Source organism: Nocardiopsis sp. KDC1DS13DA1 (assembly GCF_055632325.1).
The window spans coordinates 42614-61897 of the sequence record NZ_JBVMUY010000002.1; the positions used below are offsets into that span (position 1 = coordinate 42614).

The 19284-nt window shown below is 72.6% G+C and carries 18 protein-coding genes; 6 read left to right on the forward strand and 12 right to left on the reverse strand.

The features are described from left to right. Positions 1–56: 56 nt before the first annotated feature. Both ACTVAJ_RS00590 and wecB read right to left on the reverse strand, forming a co-directional pair. On the reverse strand, positions 57–1829 hold the full coding sequence (locus ACTVAJ_RS00590) for a hypothetical protein (RefSeq protein ID WP_470385998.1): 1773 nt from the start codon (positions 1827–1829) through the stop codon (positions 57–59). A gap of 186 nt (positions 1830–2015) precedes the next feature. Next, positions 2016–3128: a non-hydrolyzing UDP-N-acetylglucosamine 2-epimerase gene (wecB, locus tag ACTVAJ_RS00595; RefSeq protein ID WP_470385999.1), complete on the reverse strand. Its 1113-nt coding sequence runs from the start codon at positions 3126–3128 to the stop codon at positions 2016–2018. Between the two features lie 253 nt (positions 3129–3381). Between wecB and ACTVAJ_RS00600 the strand changes: the two genes are divergently transcribed. From ACTVAJ_RS00600 to ACTVAJ_RS00615, 4 genes are all read left to right on the forward strand, one after another. Further along, on the forward strand, positions 3382–5130 hold the full coding sequence (locus tag ACTVAJ_RS00600) for a glycosyltransferase family 4 protein (protein WP_470386000.1): 1749 nt from the start codon (positions 3382–3384) through the stop codon (positions 5128–5130). 102 nt (positions 5131–5232) lie between these two features. Beyond that, the gene (locus ACTVAJ_RS00605) at positions 5233–6597 is read left to right on the forward strand and encodes a nucleotide sugar dehydrogenase (protein ID WP_470386001.1); all 1365 of its coding nucleotides are present in this window, start codon (positions 5233–5235) and stop codon (positions 6595–6597) included. A gap of 250 nt (positions 6598–6847) precedes the next feature. Further along, complete coding sequence (locus ACTVAJ_RS00610; protein ID WP_470386002.1) at positions 6848–7999, forward strand: glycosyltransferase family 4 protein; 1152 nt, start codon at positions 6848–6850, stop codon at positions 7997–7999. A gap of 118 nt (positions 8000–8117) precedes the next feature. After that, the gene (locus tag ACTVAJ_RS00615; protein WP_470386003.1) at positions 8118–8720 is read left to right on the forward strand and encodes a malonic semialdehyde reductase; all 603 of its coding nucleotides are present in this window, start codon (positions 8118–8120) and stop codon (positions 8718–8720) included. A gap of 126 nt (positions 8721–8846) precedes the next feature. On the opposite strand, the gene ACTVAJ_RS00620 is transcribed toward ACTVAJ_RS00615, so the two are convergent. The 9 genes from ACTVAJ_RS00620 to ACTVAJ_RS00660 form a co-directional block, all read right to left on the reverse strand. Further along, on the reverse strand, positions 8847–9011 hold the full coding sequence (locus tag ACTVAJ_RS00620; RefSeq protein ID WP_470386004.1) for a hypothetical protein: 165 nt from the start codon (positions 9009–9011) through the stop codon (positions 8847–8849). A gap of 65 nt (positions 9012–9076) precedes the next feature. Then, entirely contained in the window at positions 9077–9907 is an 831-nt protein-coding gene (locus ACTVAJ_RS00625) for a glycosyltransferase family 2 protein (protein WP_470386074.1), read from the reverse strand. Between the two features lie 293 nt (positions 9908–10200). Further along, the gene (locus ACTVAJ_RS00630; RefSeq protein WP_470386005.1) at positions 10201–10971 is read right to left on the reverse strand and encodes a CDP-alcohol phosphatidyltransferase family protein; all 771 of its coding nucleotides are present in this window, start codon (positions 10969–10971) and stop codon (positions 10201–10203) included. Continuing rightward, entirely contained in the window at positions 10949–11998 is a 1050-nt protein-coding gene (locus ACTVAJ_RS00635) for an iron-containing alcohol dehydrogenase family protein (protein WP_470386006.1), read from the reverse strand. Before ACTVAJ_RS00635 ends, ACTVAJ_RS00630 begins: the two co-directional genes overlap by 23 nt. A 5-nt stretch (positions 11999–12003) precedes the next feature. Continuing rightward, complete coding sequence (locus tag ACTVAJ_RS00640; protein ID WP_470386007.1) at positions 12004–12735, reverse strand: phosphocholine cytidylyltransferase family protein; 732 nt, start codon at positions 12733–12735, stop codon at positions 12004–12006. Positions 12736–12769: 34 nt separating this feature from the next. Further along, positions 12770–13513 (reverse strand): DUF5941 domain-containing protein, encoded by a 744-nt coding sequence (locus ACTVAJ_RS00645; protein WP_470386008.1) that lies wholly within the window; start codon positions 13511–13513, stop codon positions 12770–12772. Further along, positions 13510–14328, reverse strand: a complete 819-nt coding sequence (locus tag ACTVAJ_RS00650) for a hypothetical protein (protein ID WP_470386009.1) — start codon at positions 14326–14328, stop codon at positions 13510–13512. The genes ACTVAJ_RS00645 and ACTVAJ_RS00650 overlap by 4 nt, the downstream gene beginning before the upstream one ends. Positions 14329–14537: 209 nt before the next feature. Beyond that, positions 14538–15416 carry an ABC transporter ATP-binding protein gene (locus ACTVAJ_RS00655; protein WP_470386010.1) on the reverse strand — a complete coding sequence of 293 codons (879 nt, stop codon included), beginning with the start codon at positions 15414–15416 and terminating at the stop codon, positions 14538–14540. Continuing rightward, complete coding sequence (locus tag ACTVAJ_RS00660) at positions 15416–16261, reverse strand: ABC transporter permease (protein ID WP_470386075.1); 846 nt, start codon at positions 16259–16261, stop codon at positions 15416–15418. Before ACTVAJ_RS00660 ends, ACTVAJ_RS00655 begins: the two co-directional genes overlap by 1 nt. Positions 16262–16602: 341 nt before the next feature. Here ACTVAJ_RS00660 and ACTVAJ_RS00665 point away from each other — a divergent pair, with 341 nt between their 5' ends. Both ACTVAJ_RS00665 and ACTVAJ_RS00670 read left to right on the forward strand, forming a co-directional pair. Further along, a complete protein-coding gene (locus ACTVAJ_RS00665; RefSeq protein WP_470386011.1) occupies positions 16603–17364 on the forward strand; it encodes an IspD/TarI family cytidylyltransferase in 762 nt (253 codons plus the stop codon). Beyond that, entirely contained in the window at positions 17361–18146 is a 786-nt protein-coding gene (locus ACTVAJ_RS00670) for a glycerophosphodiester phosphodiesterase (RefSeq protein WP_470386012.1), read from the forward strand. The genes ACTVAJ_RS00665 and ACTVAJ_RS00670 overlap by 4 nt, the downstream gene beginning before the upstream one ends. Positions 18147–18165: 19 nt before the next feature. On the opposite strand, the gene ACTVAJ_RS00675 is transcribed toward ACTVAJ_RS00670, so the two are convergent. After that, positions 18166–19170 carry a glycosyltransferase family 2 protein gene (locus ACTVAJ_RS00675; RefSeq protein ID WP_470386013.1) on the reverse strand — a complete coding sequence of 335 codons (1005 nt, stop codon included), beginning with the start codon at positions 19168–19170 and terminating at the stop codon, positions 18166–18168. Positions 19171–19284: the final 114 nt, after the last annotated feature.

Here is a 19284-nt window from a genome sequence, read left to right on the forward strand (position 1 = left end):
TCTTCCCTTCGGATGCTTTCGGGTTGCCCGTGCGGGGCGGTCGGCGCGGTCGGGGGTCAACCGACGGCGCCGGTCTGGGCGGCGGAGTTGGAGGACCCGTCGCCGCCGGGGTCGGTGCCGGTGCCGTGGTCCGGACCCAGCGCGAGGAGGCGGCTGCCGCGACGGTTCCACTCCCTCGGGCGCCAGCCTCGGCGCAGGAGTTCGGTCCGGGCCAGTTCCGGGGTGATGGCGCTGACGAACACGTACTGGCGACCACCGCTGTCCGGGCGGTCGAAGAACCCGCGCTCCCCCGCTCCCGTGAGCGGATCGGCGGCGTCGGTACCGGGGTCCGCCGTACCGACGGCGTCGGCTCCGGAGCACTCGGCGGCGCACACGAGGTCGACGAGCCGGTGGTCGCCGAGCGGCCCGGTCCACGGGTGCGCCCAGGGGGACGTGGCGCGTTCGGCCAGGGCGGCCCACCTCTGGGCGGAGAGTCCGCCGTGCGTGTCCCCCGGAACCGGTCCGGCCTCGCGGGTGAGCTCCTCGGGGGTGTCGGGCGCACTGACACGGACGGTGCGCACGGTCACGCCCTCCGACCGCAGCCGCTTGACACCGGTCAGTTTGGCGGCCGTCCCCGGGACGACGACCTCGGCGGGGCGGAGGCGCGCGGTGAGCAGGTCGGTGGCGAGCTGGTCGGCGTCGGCCTCACCCGCCGGGTCGGCGAGGACGGCCACGGCGCGGCCGCGCAGCGGCAGATCGGTCCCGGGGGTTCCGGAGGCGAAGTCGAGCCCCTCCAGGACCGAGGCCAGGCGGACCGGCGTGGCCTCGTCGAGGAACACCCGGCGCAGGAGCTCGCGCTGTTCGGAACCGGTGGGCTGCTCGGCGCGCAGGCGCGGCACGGACACCGCCAGGTCCTCGCTCCCGGCGTGGGGCGCCGGGGAGTGGGTGACCGAGCGGGCACCGCAGGCCCAGGCCCGTCTGCGGAGGCCGTCGGTGTCGGCCGACGCCTCCGGGACCACGGCGACGTTGGCCGCGCGCAGGGCGTCGGGCAGGTCGGCTGCGTCGGCGTCGACGACGCGCACGCCGAGGTCCGCGAGGACGTCGGGGACGGGTTCGTCGCGCGTGGCCCGCACGTAGACCGCCGCGGGTCCCGGCGCGAGTTCGGCGGCGACGGGGTTGAACAGGTGGAGGGGGACCCCGGCGTCGCCGGCGTGGACGCGGTCGAACCCGAGTCCGCGCAGGGCGGGGGGCGCGGGCGCGTCGTCGAGGAGGACGGCGGGGATGCCGCGGGCGGCGGCCGACTCCAGGACCCAGTGCAGCGCGCGGGTGCGGTCGGTCGCGGCCGGGTCGCCCACGTGCGCCCAGGGCGAGCCCGGGGCGGCGGCCGAGGCGGACACCAGGACGAGGTCGACGTCGACGCCGTCCATGACGATCTGTGCGTCGTGCGGGCGCAGCGGCACGGTGCGCACGTACGGGTCGATGGCGGCCTGGATGGCCGGGCCGACGACGGTCGCGGCGATGAGCCGGTCCTCGCGGCCGCCCACGACGCCGGTGAGCAGCCGGGCCTCCTGGCGTTCGGCGTCGAAGGAGCGGACCGGCTCGCTGGCGGGGCGGCGGCGCTCGCTGTGGTTGGTCTGGCCGCTGCGGCGCCAGAGGCGGTAGAGGTCGCGCGGGAGGCGGACCAGGGAGCGGCCGGGCTTCTTGGCGGCGGCGGTGAGCGCGCGGCCGACCTGGAGGGAGGTCGACCCCTCCACGGCGGCCAGGCGTGCGCGCGCCTCCTGGAGCTGGGCCTCGCGTTCGGCCAACGCCTGCTTGAGCTGCTCGGTCTGACTCTGTTCACGCCGTTTCACGGTCTGCCACCTCGTGTTCTGGTCGGATCGGCGTCTCCGCCGCGTCCATCGGGGGCCTGGGTGCTGGGACGGTCGGACGGTGCCGGGCGCCGGGCCGGGCGTGGGAGTCCGTGGTCGGGCGGGTGGCGGGCCCCGTGTGAGGTCTGCGTGGCGCGGGGGCCGGTCGGTGCAAGTGTGGCACGGCGATCACCTCGTCCACTGGGTGAGGACGGCGGCGATCCGCTCTCCGGCTCGTCCGTCCCACAGCGGCGGAACGTCGTCGCCGAGCCGCTCGGGGCCGCGCCCGTCCAGGACCTTGCCGAGCGCCTGGAGGAGGTCGGCCTCGGTGACGAGCTGGTTGGTCCCGTGGGTGATGGTGACCGGCCGTTCCGTGTTGGGGCGCAGGGTGAGGCAGGGGACGCCGAGGATGGTCGTCTCCTCCTGCACGCCGCCGGAGTCGGTGACCACGGCGGCGGCGCCGCGGGTGAGCGCGACGAAGTCGAGGTAGCCGAGCGGTTCGAGGAGGCGGACGCGCGGGTGGTCGCCGAGCCCGGCCGTGTCGAAGGCGGCTTTGCCGCGCGGGTGCACGGGCATGACCACGTCGGTGGTGTCGGCGATCTCGTGCAGGCGGGCGACCAGGCGCGCCACGGTGTCGGGGTCGTCGACGTTGGCGGGCCGGTGCAGTGTGGCCGCCACGTAGCGCTCGGGCAGGTCGAGGCGGGCGCGCAGCGCGTCGGCGTCGAACCGGTCGAGGTTGGCCAGGAGGGTGTCGATCATGGGGTTGCCGACCAGGTGGACGCGGCCGGGCCGGACGCCCTCCGCGGCCAGGTGGCCGACCGCCTCCGGGCTCGTGGCGAAGCACAGGTCGCTGAGCTGGTCGGTGACGCGGCGGTTGATCTCCTCGGGCATCGTGTCGTCGAAGGACCGCAGCCCAGCCTCCACGTGCGCGACGGGGATGTGGAGTTTGGCGGCGACCAGGGCGGCGGCCACCGTGGAGTTGACGTCGCCGTAGACGACGACCATGCCGGGCCGGCGTTCGGTGAACTCCTTCTCCAGCCCGATCATGAGCGCGGCGGTCTGGGCGGCGTGCGAACCCGAGCCCACGCCGAGGTCGACGTCGGGGGTCGGCAGGCCCAGGTCGCGGAAGAAGACGGCGGACATGCGGTCGTCGTAGTGCTGCCCGGTGTGGACGACCGCCTGGTGCGCGCCGCGACCGCGCAGAGCCGAGACGACGGGCGCGGCCTTGACGAAGTTGGGCCGTGCCCCGACCACGTGCACGATCCCGGTGTCCTGACTCCCGAGGGGAGCGCTCGATGCCACGTCTCTCACGTTTCCTTCTGTTGGGGTGGTGTGCCCACCGAGGGGGTTGGTGGGGCGGATCCGACCTGGTGGAGGTCACCGTGACCGGTGCGGGTCCTGGGTGGTCCGTCCGGTTCCTTGCCCGAGCCGTCCCGTCCGTGTCGCCGTGGTGTCACCACCTGGTCACGTCCGCGTGGTTGTGTGACTGACCGTGCATGACACCCAGACTTGCGAATCCCACGTCCCGCGTCCGCGCGCCCGCTGGGTGCGAGCGATGACGTTCACTGTCACGTTGGCCTGGCGACACCTGCGGTCCGATCCCGCGCGGTTGCCGCTGCTGGCGCTGCGGTTGGCACCCGGTCCGCTGCGGCGCGCGATCCGGGCCGTGGCCGCCCGGCTGGGCGGCCCGGCGCGGGCCTACGCGCTCTGGGACCGGGGCCTGCGCGGAGAGGCGCGCGCGGCGGTACTCGCCGCCGCGGAGGGCGCCTCTCCCCGCCGCGTCGACCGGCTGGTGTCCGCCAGCCTGGCCGCAGGCGACGCGGACACCGCCCGTGAGCTGGTCGAACAGCTCCCGGAGGGCCCGCGCCGAGACGCGGCGGAGTATCGGACGGCCCTGGCGACAGGACGCGCTGTTCCCGCGTCCCCGTCCACGTCGCCCGACCATCACGGGATCACGTTAACCCGTGGTCACCGAACGCGGCCCGACGACACGGTGAACGCTCGGCGACCGGCGCGCCCCACCGGTGAACGGTGGCGTGTGGCCGGGGATCCGTCCGCGCCCGGGTCCGGGCTGCGGGTGCTGCATCTGGTCACCAACGCGCTACCCCACACCAACGCGGGGTACACGCAGCGCACGCACCGGATCGCCGCCGCGCAGCGGGAGGCGGGGATGGACGTGCACGTGGCCACCCGGGCCGGCTACCCGCTCACCAAGGGGATCGCGGACCCGCGCACGCTGGTGCGGGTGGACGGGATCGCCTACCACCGCCTGCTGCCGTGGACGGCGCCCGCCGACCCGCGGGCGGAGCTGGCGGCCGGGCTGCGGTTGGCGGAACCGCTGGTGGAGGCGTTGCGGCCGAACGTGCTGCACGCGGCGAGCAACCACCACAACGCGCGGCTGGCCCTGGAACTGGGCCGGCGGTACGGGCTGCCGGTGGTGTACGAGGTGCGCGGCTTCCTGGAGGAGTCGTGGCTCTCCCGGGATCCGTCGCGGAGTGTGGAGGACGCCTTCTACCGGGCCGAACGGGCCAGCGAGACGGAGTGCATGCTGGCCGCCGACCTGGTGGTGACGCTGGGCGAGGCGATGCGCGCGGACATCGAGGCGCGGGGGGTGCCGCGCGAGCGGCTGCTGGTGGTGCCCAACGCGGTGGACGCGTCCTTCCTCGACCCGCTGCCGCCGCGTGAGGGGGTGCGCGGGGCGCTGGGGATCGGCGGGGACGAGTACGTGGTCGGCACGACGACCAGCTGTTTCGGTTACGAGGGCCTGGACGTGCTGTTGGACGCGGTGGCGCTGATGCGGGAGCGCGGGGAGAGGGTGCACGCCCTGGTGGTCGGCGACGGCCCGGAGCTGCCCGCGCTGCGCGCCCGCGCCCGGGCGTCGGGACTGGCCGGGGCGGCGCACTTCCCCGGGCGCGTGCCCGCGGGCGACGTGCGTCGGTACCACTCCGCGTTGGACGTGTTCGTGGTGCCGCGCCGGGACGAGCGGGTGTGTCGTCTGGTGACTCCGCTCAAACCCGTGGAGGCTATGGCGGGAGGGCTTCCCGTTGTGGCGAGTGAGTTGCCCGCGTTGCAAGAGATTGTGGAACCGGGAGTGACTGGTGAGTTAATTCCGGCTGGCGAATCAGCGGGGCTCGCCGATGTGCTGACAAAACTCGCTTACAGTCAGGAAAAGCGCGTTTCGTACGGTCTCGCCGGTCGAAACCGCGTCGGCACCGATCGGACCTGGGCGGAAGCCGCATACCGCTACAACCAGGCGTACCGGGCTCTTATCCGGAAATTGTCCGAACCAGGCCAGATCCCGTAACCGGGGACGACATCTGCCTACACTCGGATGCCCCACCTTCCTTCCCAGGCTGTCCCGAAACAGTGCGCCCGTTCACCCAACGAATGCGAGTGTGACCGCGAAGTGGATGCCGCAGCCTCCAACCCAGTCTCCGTTCCCGAGCAGTCCTCCGGTGGGACCAGCGACCTCGTCATCCTGGGACTCGGCTACGTCGGTCTGCCCCTGGCGGCCGAGGCCGTGTCCGCGGGCCTCCGGGTGGTCGGCCTCGACGTGAACGAGCGCGTCGTCTCCGGACTCAACGGCGGGGTGTCACACGTGGACGACCTCACCGACGAGGACGTCGCGGCGATGCGCGACGGCGGGTTCACCGCGACCGCGGACGCCTCGTGCCTGGCCCGGACACGCGTGATCGTCATCTGCGTGCCGACCCCGCTCTCCCCCGAGGGCGGGCCCGACCTGGGCGCGGTCACCTCCGCGGCCAAGGCCATCGCCGCGCACCTGGCCCCGGGAACCCTGGTCATCCTGGAGTCGACCACCTACCCGGGCACCACCGAGGAGGTCGTCCGACCGCTGCTGGAGGAGTCCGGCCTGGTCGCCGGAGCCGACTTCCACCTGGCCTTCTCCCCCGAGCGGATCGATCCGGGCAACCCGACCTTCGGCGTCGCCAACACCCCCAAGGTGGTCGGCGGTCTCACCGAGGAGTGCGGAGCGGCGGCCGCGGAGTTCTACGGCCGGTTCGTGCAGACCGTCGTCCGGGCGCGCGGCACGCGCGAGGCGGAGATGGCCAAGCTGCTGGAGAACACCTACCGGCACGTCAACATCGCCCTGGTGAACGAGATGGCCATCTTCTGCCAGGAGCTGGGCGTGGACCTGTGGGACGCCATCTCGGCGGCCTCGACCAAGCCGTTCGGTTTCCAGGCCTTCTACCCGGGGCCGGGCGTGGGCGGTCACTGCATCCCGATCGACCCGAACTACCTGTCGTACAAGGTCAAGACGCTGGGCTACCCGTTCCGGTTCGTGGAGCTGGCCCAGGAGATCAACGGCCGGATGCCCGCCTACGTCACACAGCGGGCGCAGGAGCTGCTCAACGAGTCGGGACTGGCGCTGTCCCGGTCGAAGGTGCTGCTGCTGGGCGTCACCTACAAGGCCGACATCGCCGACCAGCGGGAGTCCCCGGCGCGGCCGGTGGCCCGCAAGCTCGCGGCGAAGGGCGCCACGCTCACCTACCACGACCCGCACGTGGAGTCGTGGGAGGTCGACGGCGCGGAGGTCCCCCGGGCCACCGACCTGGACCGGGCACTGGCCGAGGCCGACCTGACCATCCTGTTGACCGACCACGCCGAGTACCGGCCCAAGCGGCTGTCGGAGTACGCGCGGCTGCTGCTGGACACCCGGGGTGTGCTCCGCCGCGCGGAGCCCGAGGCCGACACCGAGGTGCCCGCGCAGGCGCGCCGGGCCGTCCGGCACGAGGGGCTTCGGGTGCTCTGAGCGCCGGGACCCGCCCGGACAGGCGACCAGGGGGGCACACCGACCACGGACCCACCGCGGTTCATCGGTGTGCCCCCTTCCGTTCACCTTTGCCCCAGGCAAGGTTCACCCGATCACCCCCTTGTGTCCACCGTGGTTTATTCGCACCGTTTCCGCTGGTGATTACCGTGTCGGACAGCTGGTACCGCGCATGTGAGGCGGATCATCGCTGTAGACGGACCCGACCGGTGACACTCGTAGGTGATGTTCGATGCACGCACTCGTGGCCACGGTGGTCCACCATCCGGAGGACGCCCGGATCCTGCACCGCCAGATCCGCGCCCTCCTCGACTCAGGACACCACGTGACCTACGTCGCCCCCTTCAGGGAGTGCGGCGTCACTCCGTGGGGCGAGGTCGACTCGGTGGACGTACCCCGGGCGGTCGGCCGTGAGCGGCTGGCGGCCCTGCGCGCGGCGCGCGCGGTCCTCACCGAGCACGCCCCCCGGGCCGACCTGCTGCTCTTCCACGACCCGGAACTCATGCTGGCACTGCCCTCACGGCGCCCTGTGACGGTGTGGGACGTGCACGAGGACACCGCGGCGGCCATCCTGACCAAGCCGTGGGTGCCCGGGCCGGTGCGCCGGCCGCTCGGTTCCGTGGTCCGCGCCTTCGAGCGCCGGGCCGAGCGCCGGATGCGGCTGCTCCTGGCCGAGGAGGGGTACCGGTCACGGTTCCGGTACGACCACCCGGTGGTGCCCAACACGACCGAGGTGCCGGTCGAGCCCGCACGGGAGCCGGGCGACGACCGGGTGGTGTACCTGGGCCACGTCTCGGTGGCGCGCGGGGCGCACGAGCTGGTCGAGCTGGGCCGGAGGCTGCGCCCCCAAGGGGTCCGGCTGGAGGTGATCGGCGGCGCGGACACGGGGGTTCGGCCGCTGCTGCGCCAGGCTCAGCAGGACGGCGACCTGCAGTGGTACGGGTTCGTGCCCAACGACCGGGCGCTGCGGATCTGCGCGGGAGCGACGGCCGGGGTGAGCCTGCTGCACGACACACCGAACTACCGGCACTCGATGCCGACGAAGGTCGTGGAGTACATGGCGCACGGCCTTCCGGTGGTGACGACCGCCAACCCGATGGCGAAGGAGCTGGTCACGGGTCGCCCCGAGGGAGACGCGGGCTTGGTGGTGCCGTTCGGGGACGCGGCCGCGGCGGCGGAGGCCGTGCTGCGGCTGCGCGGCGACGGCGACCTGCGCCGGCGGATGGCGCGCACGGGCCACGAGATCGCGCGGACCTCCTACCACTGGCCGGTCCAGGCGCGGATGTTCGTCAAGCGGTTGGAGGAGTGGGCGGACGCCTCCGCCCCCGACGCGCCGGAGATACCGAGGCAGCGGGTCAGACGCCCCCTCGCCCCGAGCGAGTGACCGGGGCCACATCTGGCGCTCCAGGAAATATCTTCCTGGATAATTATGTTGGTGCTCCCGAACGACCGTCCCGGCGTGCGCGCCGGCGACGCCCGCAGAGCACGACAGAGGTTATGACATGAACGAGGCGCTGGTTCTCGACAAGGCGACCCAGGACCTGCTGTTCCGGTCCGCCCGCACCGCCAACACCTTCACCGACGAGCCGGTGACCGACGAGCAGGTCCGCGCCATCCACGACCTCGTCAGGTTCGGCCCGACAGCGATGAACAACCAGCCCCTGCGGGTCACCGTCGTGCGCTCCCCCGAGGCACGCGAACGCCTGGTCAGGCACATGGCGGGCAACAACGCCCCCAAGACCTCCACCGCGCCGCTGTCCCTCATCCTGTCCGCGGACACCGACTTCCACGACCGGCTGGCCACCGTCTTCCCGGTGCTGCCCACCGCCCGGGACATGTTCACCGGCGACGACGAGGGCCGGGCGAGGGTCGCCGAGCAGAACGCCTTCCTCCAGATCGCGTACCTGATCATCGGTGTGCGCGCCGCCGGCCTGGCCGCCGGGCCGATGGTCGGGTTCGACGCGGAGGGCGTGCGCGGGGAGTTCTTCGGCCAGGACTCGCCGCTGCGTCCGGTCGTGGTGATGAACGTCGGCAAGCCCGGTCCGGACGCGTGGTTCGACCGCCTGCCGCGCCTGGACTACGAGGACGTCGTCACCGAGATCTGATCGCGGACGCGACGAGGGGCCGGACGCCGGGCGGGGCGTCCGGCCCCGTTCGTCGGCTGACCTCGGAAAACAGGTCCCGTCCGGACGGCGCAGGCCCGGCCCCGAACCCCCGGAGCCGCCGCGCCGTCATCCCTCCGGGGGCGGACCGTGGCGGAATGCGCAGGGACGGCGGGGCTCGACCGGCTCCCTCAGCAGGGAAGCCCGGAGGTTGCGCACCACGAAGAAGGTCATGAGCGCCGCCATCGCGGTGATGACCACCGCTGTGCAGCAGATCGCCGTGACCGCGACCATCGTCGCCGCAGCCCCATACGGGCACGGCCCGCGGACGGGGCGCCGTCGGGTTCCCGGCCCCGGCCTCAGATGATCGGCGGGCGTCCCGCGCGCGTCATCCGCCAGGCGGTCGACCACCGGATCGGCGTACGCGGACCGGCGTCCTCGCGCCACCCCTCGCGGAAGCCGCCGAACCACGAGCGCAGCGCCGCCCGGTCGCGCTCGCGCAGCACCGTCAGCCCGACCCAGGTCCCCAGGTAGGCGAAGGCCAGCGGCCACGGCAGGTTGCGGCGGGCCAGCCACACCCGGTTGCGGGCGTTGAGCCGGTAGAAGTTCTCGTGCCGGGTCGGCGCCACCGCCGGGTGGTACATGACCGCGTCGGCGTCGTACTCGATCGTGTAGCCCGCGTCCATGATCCGCCAGGCCAGGTCGGTCTCCTCGTGGGCGTAGAAGAACTCGCCCGGCAGACCGCCGCCCTCCTCGAAGGCCGTGCGCCGGATCGCGGACGCCCCGCCCAGGAACGTGGTCACCACGCTCGACCTGCGGGAGTCGCCCACCCGCAGCCGGGGCACGTGACGGCGCTGGTCGGGACCTCCGTCCGGGTCGGCGATCCGGAAGGACAGCGCGCCCAGCGCGGGGTCGGCGGCGAACCGCTCCCGCACGTGCCGGGCCAGGCCGGTCGAGCGGTACCAGCCGTCGTCGTCCAGGAACAGCACGACGTCGCCCTTGGTCGCGCGCACCCCGTGGTTGCGCCCCTCGGGGATGCCCACGTTCTCCGGCAGCCGCACCGTGGTGACGCCCTCGGGCAGTTCGGGCAGGTCCGCGCCGTTGCCGACCACCACCACCTCGACGTCCGCGCCCTCCTGCTCGAACACACTGGTGATCGCCCTGCGCAGCTCGGCGGGGCGGTTGCCCATGGTGAGCAGGACACAGGACAGTGTGGGCTGGATGGGACCGGACACCTCGGGACGGCTCCGTTCGGCTCTCGGCGCTCGGGGGTCCTCCTCCGCGGACGCGCCGGAGACCGGTGAGGACGGGATCACGGATGTGGCCATGCTTGCGACCGTTCAGTGGACGATGGACTTCGAGCAGGTTGACTCACGCCAACATTCGCACGAACAGACTAACGAGAGAATAAGAGAAAGGTGTACGGGGCCGTGCGGCGGGTAACACACACGGCCCCGTATGTGACGGTAACGTCACTGACGCGTTATTCCAGGCGGCGCGAGGCGACCACGCTCACGAAGTGGGCGAGGCTCATCACCACGCCCACGGCCGCGCACGCGGCCACGAGCACCCGGGTCGCGGCCAGGTCGCCCAGGAAGGCGTCCACGACCGCCGCCACCACGATCAGCAGCGACAGTTCGACCGCCTGGATCACCCGGTGGACCTTGAGCGCGGAGGCCAGCCGCCGGGCCAGGCTCAGCCCGGACGAGCGCGGACGCATCGCCTCGGCCGTGACCTCCTCCGGCAGCCCCGCCTTGGCCCGGGCCACCACGACGTTGTCCGTCTCCGCCTTGATCAGCGCCACGCCGATCGCCGCCGCCATCCCGAGGATGACCCAGCCGCCCGGCTCGAAACCGCCCTGGGCACGCACGCCCAGACCGATGAGCAGGGCGATCTCCGACACGTAGTGGCCGATCCGGTCCAGGTAGATCCCCGCCACGCTGGTCCGTCCCGTGTACCGGGCGACCTCGCCGTCGGAGCAGTCCAGCAGGAGGTAGACCTGCACCAGCACGGCGGCGAGGATCGCCGACCACAGCCCGCCGAAGGCCACGACCGCCCCTGCCAGGACGCCGAACGCCATCATCAGGTAGGTGATCGGGTTCGGCGGGACGCGGAGCCGGACGAACAGGGTGCTCAGGTAGGGGGAGATGTCCCGCATGTAGTAGCGGCCCGCCCAGTGCTCCTCGTTGACGCGCTCCTTGATCCCCGCGGGCTGGCCGCCCGCGCGGACCTCAGCGACCGACGGCTTCGACATAGTCCGCGACGCTCCGCTTGATCTCGTCCTCGGAGAGGTTCAGGTGTTCAAGGATGGTGAAGCGGCCGGGGCGCGTGCCCGGGGCGTGGACGACGGCGCGCACGAAGGAGTCCTCGTCGAGCCCCACGTCCGAGGGGACGATCGGCAGTTGGTGGCGGAGCAGGCAGGAGCGGATCTCCTCCAGCCGCCGCTGCGACCAGCCCAGGTGGCGCACCCGCAGGAAGGACGCGTACAGCGCGCCCAGACCGGCGAGCTCACCGTGGTTGCTGGTCCCCGGGTAGAGCTGGGTGACGGCGTGCAGGATCTCGTGGCACGCGCCGCTGGCCGGACGGCTGGACCCGGCCACCGACATCGCCATCCCGGAGAGGACCAGGCCCTCGGCGAGCACGGCGAGGAAGGCGTCGGACTCGATGGAGTCGGGACGGTGCAGGACCGCCTCGGCCGCGACCCGGGCGAAGGTGACCGCCATGCCGTCGACCGGCTCGCCGGCGACGCGGCCCGCCAGCTCCCAGTCCTCGATCGCCGAGATGTTGCTGACGACGTCGCCGATGCCGGAGCGGACCAGGTGCGAGGGGGCGGCCTGGACGTAGTCGACGTCGATGACCACGGCGATGGGCATGGTCACGCCGATGGACGGCTTGCCGCCCTCGTGTTCGAGGGAGCTGACCGGGGAGGCGATCCCGTCGTGCGCCAGGTTGGTGGCCACGGCGACCATGGGGATACCCGCCATGGTCGCGGCGAACTTGGTCACGTCGATGGTCTTGCCGCCGCCGATGCCCGCGACCGCCTCGTAGGCGCCCGACCGCAGCTTCTTGCCCAGGTCGGAGGCGGCGTCCACGGTTCCCTCGTCGACCTGGAAGACCTCGCACTGGGGCAGGTCCAGGTCGGCGGCGATCTGCGCGCCCTGGCCCGGACCGACCGCGACCGCGATGCGGCCCTCGGTGGCGATCCGGCGGTCGGCGAGCACCGACCCGAGGGAGGCGATGGCCCCCCGGCGCACGTCGATCGCCAGGGGGGAGGGGAGCATTCGCGCTAGTAGCGGCACGCGATCTCCCTCGCCTTGGCCAGGTCGTCGTGGTTGTCGACCTCGACCCACCGGACGTCGCCGATGGGGGCGACGGAGATCTTCTCGCCGCGGTTGACGAGTTCCTGGTAGCCGTCCTCGTAGTACAGCTGCGGGTCGCGCTCCCAGGTGGCCTTGAGCGCGTCGGCCAGGCGGGCGTCGAGCGAGCCCTCGATGAGGGTGGCGCCGATGTACTCGCCCGCGGCGGTGGCCGGGTCCATCAGCTTGGTGATGGTCCTGATGTGACCGCCCTCGTCGAGGGTCACCTTCATCTCCTCGTCGGCCAGACTTTTCACGTTGTCCACCGCGAGGAGGAGTTCCGGACCCCGTGCGGCGAGTAGCGTTTCCTCGACACTCACGGGGTGAACCGTGTCACCGTTGACGAGGAGGACGCCCTCGGAGAAGAACTCGCGCGCGGTCCACAGGGAGTAGGCGTTGTTCCACTCCTCGGCCTTGTCGTTGTAGCTGAGGGTGATCTTGACGCCGTGGCGCTCCTCCAGCGCCTCCTTGCGCTCCTCCACGGCCTCCGCACGGTAACCGACCACCACGACGACGTCGGTGAGCCCGGCGGCGGCGAGGTTGCGCAGCGAGATGTCCATGATGGTCGTCTCGCCGTCGACGGGCACCAGAGCCTTGGGCAGGGTGTCGGTGTAGGGGCGCAGTCGTCGTCCCGCGCCTGCGGCGAGAACCATTCCGAGCATGAGGGCGTGTTCCTCCTTAGGTCGGGGAGGCGCCTCACGCCTCCCCGTTCGTTCCGGCGGCCGGTCGGCCCCCGTCCCCGTGTCCGGGTGGGGTCGTCCGGGGACCTCCCCGGTCCGTGTCGCCTCCGCGGGGGAACGCGTCGGCGACCGTGCGCACCTCGGTCACGGGCGTCGCGCACCAGGAGCGCACGGCCTCGCGGACGAGCAGCACCGCCAGGTAACCGGCGAGTGCCCCGTAGGCGGGGCCGAGCGCGTGGAACGCGCCGCCGACCGCGATGACGAGCATCCGCCCGTCCCATCCGAGCGCCGCCCTTCGCACCCACTCGGGCCGGGCGACGCCGACCGAGGGACGCGCGACGTCGTCACGGTGGTGGCAGACGACCACCATCAAGAGTACGAACACCAGGGGACCGGGTACACCGGACGCCAGCCCCAGAACCGTCAGGTACCCGTACTCGATGGCGCGGAGGACGGGCGGCACGAGCCAGTCGAAGCGCCCGTCGTGCGGGTGCCCCGAGGCCAGACCGGACAGTAGCAGGGCAGCGACCGGTGCGAACAGGGTAATGCCTGCCAGCTGTCCCCGAACCGCCACGAGCAGCGTCCCGACGACGAGGAGGCCGGTGAGGGCCGGGAGCAGGGGCGCGACGGCTCCCGGGGCGACCCGGCCCAGCATCGCGCAGACGTGACTGTCGTCACGCAGGAACCTCAGGTCGGGCACGGCGGCGCGCAGGCGTTCGCGCGGCGCCCCGTCGGCGGCGGCCGGAGCGCGTTCGCTCACTGGCCCGCCTCCCGGGCGGTGGGGTCGACGAGTTCCCCGGTCACGGCCAGGGCACAGCCGACGATGAGGGTCAGGAAGGCGACCCGGGCGTCCCACACCGTGGCGGTGACCGCGATGACCAGGAAGCGTGTGGGCTGGGTGAAGACCATGACCCGGCGGACCGCGGTCGGTAGCGGCGCCCCCGTCGGGCGCGGCGGCCGGTCGGCCTCCGCACCGCGGTCCGGGTCCTCCGTGGCGGTCGCCCGGCCGGGCGCGTCGCCGAGCAGGCGACCGGTGAGGCGGGGGTCGTTCTCCCGGGACTCCCGAGGCGGGGGCGGCACCAGGTCGGCCACGAGTCCCCCGGAGCCGTCGGTTCCGCCGTGCGGACGCGGGGTGCGGCCCTCCCCTCCGGGTTCCCCCTCCAGCCCGTGTCCGGGAGCCGAGGGGGCCGAACGGGCCACCAGGAACGCGTCCCGCAGCGCCAGGGCGATGAGCGCCCCGGCGGCCCAGCCCCAGGCGCCCTCGATGTCCTCGGCGACCGCGCCGAGGGCGAGGCCGACGTAGACGACGTACTCGCGCAGCTGGCCGAGCATCGCGGCCACCCACATGGTGAGCGCGTCGCGGCGGCCGGCGCGGATGCGCGCGCGGACGGCGTCGCAGAACAGCACGGCCCCGAGGAAGGCGGCCCCGACGACGCAGCCGACGGTGTCGGCCTGGGAGAACCAGACCGCCGCCGCGAGCGCCGCCAGGACGCTGATCCGTGTCACCCCGGAACGGGTGACGCTCCTGCGTTCCAACATCCGCGCGGTCGACCGCGCCACCGTGCCCTTGGCCATGGTCGTGCCTCCTCCAGCAGTACTGGGAGTCACCGTTTCTCACGGTGAGTGACCAAGCAACCACTGACACGCACATAGCGCCTGTAAGACGTGGCGGAGGCCGAGCAACCGCGTTTCGGACATGCATGGACAGACGAGAGCGCACCACCGAAACAGGTCGGAGGTGCGCTCATCGTCGCAGGACGGCCCGCAACGGGTCCTCGGGCCGGTCAGGCGGCCTGACCGCCCGTGGGCCCCTCGCCGTCCTTGCGCTCGGCCTCGGCCGCGCGCTTCTTCTTCTCCGCCTCGCGCTTCTTGCGCTCGGCGATCTCGGCCCTGGTGTCCTCGTTGTAGGCGTCCAGGGCCGCCTCGATGTCGGTGTCCAGGGCGAGCCCGCCGCCCTTGACGTACAGGCCCCGGTTGCAGAACCTGCGCAGGTCCTTCTCGCTGTGGGAGACCAGGACCATGGTGCGCTGGTTGGCCAGCATCCGGTCGATCGCCTCGTAGCACTTGCGCTTGAACGCCTTGTCGCCGACCGCGAGTACCTCGTCGACGAGCATGATCGGGTGCTCCAGCTGGGAGATCAGGGCGAAGCCCAGCCGCACCTTCATCCCGCTGGAGTAGTGGCGTACCGGGGAGTCGATGAACTTCGACTTGATCTCGGCGAAGTCGACGATCTCCTCGAAGCGCTCGTCGATCTCCTTCTCGGACATGCCGTGCAGCGAACCGACCAGGTACACGTTCTCGCGGCCGGTCAGGTTGTCGTTGAACCCGGCCCGCAACTCCAGCAGCGGCGCGACCTTGCCGCGCACGTGGACCTCGCCCTCGTCGGGCATGAGCACCCCGGCGATGAGCTTGAGCAGGGTCGACTTGCCGGTGCCGTTCTTGCCGACGATGCCCACGCAGTCACCGCGGGCGACCTCGAAGGAGACGTCGCGCAGCGGCCAGAACTCGTCGCCCTCGGCGTTGGGGTCGCGCTTGGAACCGTGGATGAACATCTCGCGCAGGCTGCGCTTGCGGCGCCTGTTCACGGCGAACCTCACACCGAGCCCCTTGGCCTCGATGACCGGTCCGCGGGTGCCCTCGGCGCCGTAGGTGGTCTGCGCCATCACAACTCCTTCAGGACGGACATCTCCAGGCGGCGGAACGTCCAGTATCCGATGATCAGCATCAGGACGGAACCCACCACCGAAGAGGTCAACGCCAGGGTGGTCGGCGTGAGTTCCTCGAACCCAGCGAACCACACCGTCCGGTGCATCTGGAAGATCCCCATCAGGGGGTTGAGCTGGAAGACCGTCGCCACCCAGCCCGGGACGCCGTCCTCGTCCAACACCATGGAGGCGGGGAAGAGGATCGCCGACCCGTAGAAGAGCAGACGGGTGAGGATGCGCGTCAGGCGCTCCACGTCGCGCAGCAGGACGTTGACCGAGGACAGGAACAGCGTGACGCCGAGGCCGAACATGAACGTGAGCACGACGGCCAGCGGCAGCCACAGGAGCAGGCCCTCGACCGAGGGGCGCCCGCCGAGGGCGAACACGAAGACCAGCAGCACGGGCCAGGTCAGCAGGTACTCGACGAACTTGGTGCCCACGGTCGCCGCGGGGAAGATCTCCCGCGGCACCTTCATCGTGGTGATCAGCTTGGAGTGCGTGATCATCGCCCGGGGGGCCTCGCCGAGGATCTGTCCGAAGGTCGTCCACGGCAGGATGCCCGCGACCAGGAACAGCAGGAACGCGCCCTCTCCCGCGTCGGCCGGCATCCCGCGGTTCGCGTTGAGGATGATCCCGAAGACGAAGAAGTAGACCAAGGTCATGGCCATGGGTTCCAGCATCGTCCAGGCGTAGCCGAGTACGGACTGCTGGTACTTGACCTTCAGGTCGCGCCGGACCAGGAGGCCGACGACCTTCCGGTGCTCCCAGACGGCCAGCGTCCTTGACGCCACCGCCACCTCCAAGGGTTGATTCACGTCCGGGTGGCGAAGCGCTCCGGACGGGCGTGTAGGTACTCACCTGCGCGCACCGGGCCGAACGATCACGGTCCCGCCCCCACCGGCCCACGGCACGGTGGGGGCGTGTCCGAGCGAGTGGGGGATGTCGCGGACCGTGCCCGGCCTCGCGACCGTGTCAGAGAAGGTCCGGGCCGAGCACGCCATACAGGCGTCCATAGGGTACCGCCGGGAACGACGGGACGAACCACCGGCCGGGTGCGCATCGCAGGTGTCCAGTAGTGTCGGCGACTGGATTCCCCGTGCGCACTCCCCCGAGCCCGCGCACGCGTCCCGAGAAAGGCGAAGAGATGTCCGCAGCTGCGCGCGTGATCGCCGCGGTCCTGGCCGGAGGGGTGGGCGCGCGCATGGGCGCGGCCACGCCCAAACAGCTGCTCCCGCTGGCGGGACGGCCGATCATCGAGCACTCGATCGCCGCCTTCGAGGCCTGCCCGGAGGTGGACGAGATCGTCGTCCTGATGGTCGCCGAGTACGTGGGCCGCGTGGAGGACATCGTCTCCGGCGCCGGGTTCACCAAGGTCAGCCGGGTGCTGCCGGGGGGCGCCACCCGGACCGAGACCTCCTACGCCGCGCTGACCGCGATGGGGTCGGCCGCCGACACCGACCTGGCCCTGCTGCACGACGCGGCGCGACCGCTGCTGCGCCCGGCCACGGTCACCGCGTGCGTCTCGGCGCTGGGTGAGGCGGGCGCGGTCGGTGTGGCCGTGCCCAGCACGGACACGACCGTGCGGGTGGCCCCCGGCCGGACCGGCGGTGAGGCGATCGTGGCGGTCCCCCCGCGCGCCGAGCTGCGGAGGATGCAGACGCCGCAGGGGTTCCGCCTGGGCGTGCTCCGCCGCGCCTACGGGCTGGCGATGGCCGACCCCGGGCTGGTCGCCACCGACGACTGCGGGGTGGTGCTGCGGTATCTGCCCGAGGAGGAGGTCCGGATCGTTCCGGGTGACGAGGGCAACATCAAGGTGACCAACCCGGGCGACGTCGAGATCGCCGAGACCCTGCTGCGCCGGGCGGGTTCCCCGCACGGGGGCGCGGGCGGGGAGGCGGCGCGGTGAGCAAGCTGTTCGCACCGACCGAGGTGATCGGCCACCGGGGCGCCGGGCGCGGCGTGGTCGGCGGTGCCGCGGAGAACTCCCCGGCCTCCTACGCCGCCGCGGCCGCGGCCGGCGCCGACTGGGTGGAGATCGACGTGCGGCGCACGGTCGACGACGCACTCGTCCTGTACCACGACGCGGCCCTGGCCGACGGGCGGGCGATCGTGGACCTGACCGCCGAGGAGTGCGCGGCGGCGGGGCTGGTCGGCCTGGAGGAGGGGCTGGCCGCCGTCCCGCCCGGGGTGGGCGTGGACGTGGACGTCAAGTCGGTGATGGAGGACGCGGTCGACGCGCCGTCGCGCCGCACGGTGTCGCTCCTGCTCCCCCACCTGCGCAGGGAGGCCCGGCGGCGGCGCGTGTTCGTGTGCTCCTTCGACCCCGGCGTGCTGCTCGCCGTGCGCGAGGACGCGCCGGAGGTACCGACGGCGTGGATGCCCTACGTGCGCAACCCGCTGGACCAGGCGGTGGCCGGAGCGGCGCGGATGGGCTGCCCGATCGTGGCGGTCGACGCGCGCTCGCTCGGGCGGACCGGTGACGCGCCGCGGCCGGGCCGCCGTTCGGTGGCCTACACCGTCGACCTGGCGCACCGGGCCGGGCTGGAGGTGATCTCGTGGTGCCCGGACCCGGTGGACGCGGCCCGGTTCGCCGAGGCGGGGATGGACGCGGTCGTGGTGGACGACGTGCCCGGAACGGTGTCGGCACTCAGGGCGGCCTCGGCGGACGGGCCCGCGACGGTCGGCTGAGCCCGCCACGCACCGGGGGTCAGGAGCTCGCGGTGCGCGACGCCCGCGCGGTGCGCGAGTCGGCGCCGAGCCCGGGCGGGCTGGTGATGAAGCCGACCCCCCAGGACATGTGCATCGTCGCCAGGGCCAGCGGGACCATCGGCAGGCCGGCGGCGGGCAGCCCCTTGGCGAGCGGCACCGACGCCGCCGTGATCAGGGCCAGGTAGGCGGCGGGCACGAGGAACAGCGGCCACCAGAACACGCCGCCGACCAGTCCGGCGACGATTCCGGCCACGGCGACGGGCGGGGCCAGGTAGCGCAGGTTGATCGTGCCCCTGTGCTGGCGGGCGACCACGCGCCGCCAGCGCCCGTAGTGGAAGTACTGCCTGGCCAGCAGGCGCACGTTCCGGCGGGGGCGGTAGGAGACCCGCATCCGCGGCTGGAACCACACCGTCCCGCCGCTGGTGCGGATGCGGTGGTTCATCTCCCAGTCCTGCGCACGCAGGAAGGCCTCGTCGTAGCCGCCGACCCGGTCGAGCGCCGACCGCCGGAAGACGCCCAGGTAGACGGTGTCCGCCGGGCCGCCCTCACCCCCGGTGTGGAAGCGCGCGTTGCCCACGCCCACCTTGGAGGTCATCGCCGCCGCGACGGCCTTCTCCCACGGCGTGGTCCCCTCGGCCGCCATGATCCCGCCGACGTTGTCCGCGCCCGTCTCCCGCAGCGTCTCCACGGCCACCCGCAGGTAGTCCGAGGGCATCATCGCGTGCCCGTCGATCCGGGCCACGACGTCGTGGCTGGAGGCGCCGATGGCCGCGTTGAGTGCGGCGGGGGTCCTGCCCGTGGGGTTGTCCACCACCTTGACCCGGGGGTCGGCGGCGGCGATCCCGTCGGCGACCTCGCGGGTGCGGTCGGTGGAGGGCCCCACACCCAGCACGACCTCCAGTTCGCCCGGGTAGTCCTGGGCGAGGACGTGCTCCACGGCGGCTGCGAGGTGGCGCTCTTCGTTGAGGACGGGCATGACGACGGAGACTGACGGCCAGGACACGGGCACTTCCCAAGGTCAAGACGTGTCGGGACTGGAGGTACGCGCGTCAACGGTACTGCACGCCCGAGGCCCGCTCCGCCGCCCGCTCGCGGGCCCCGGGCACGGGGCGCCGCC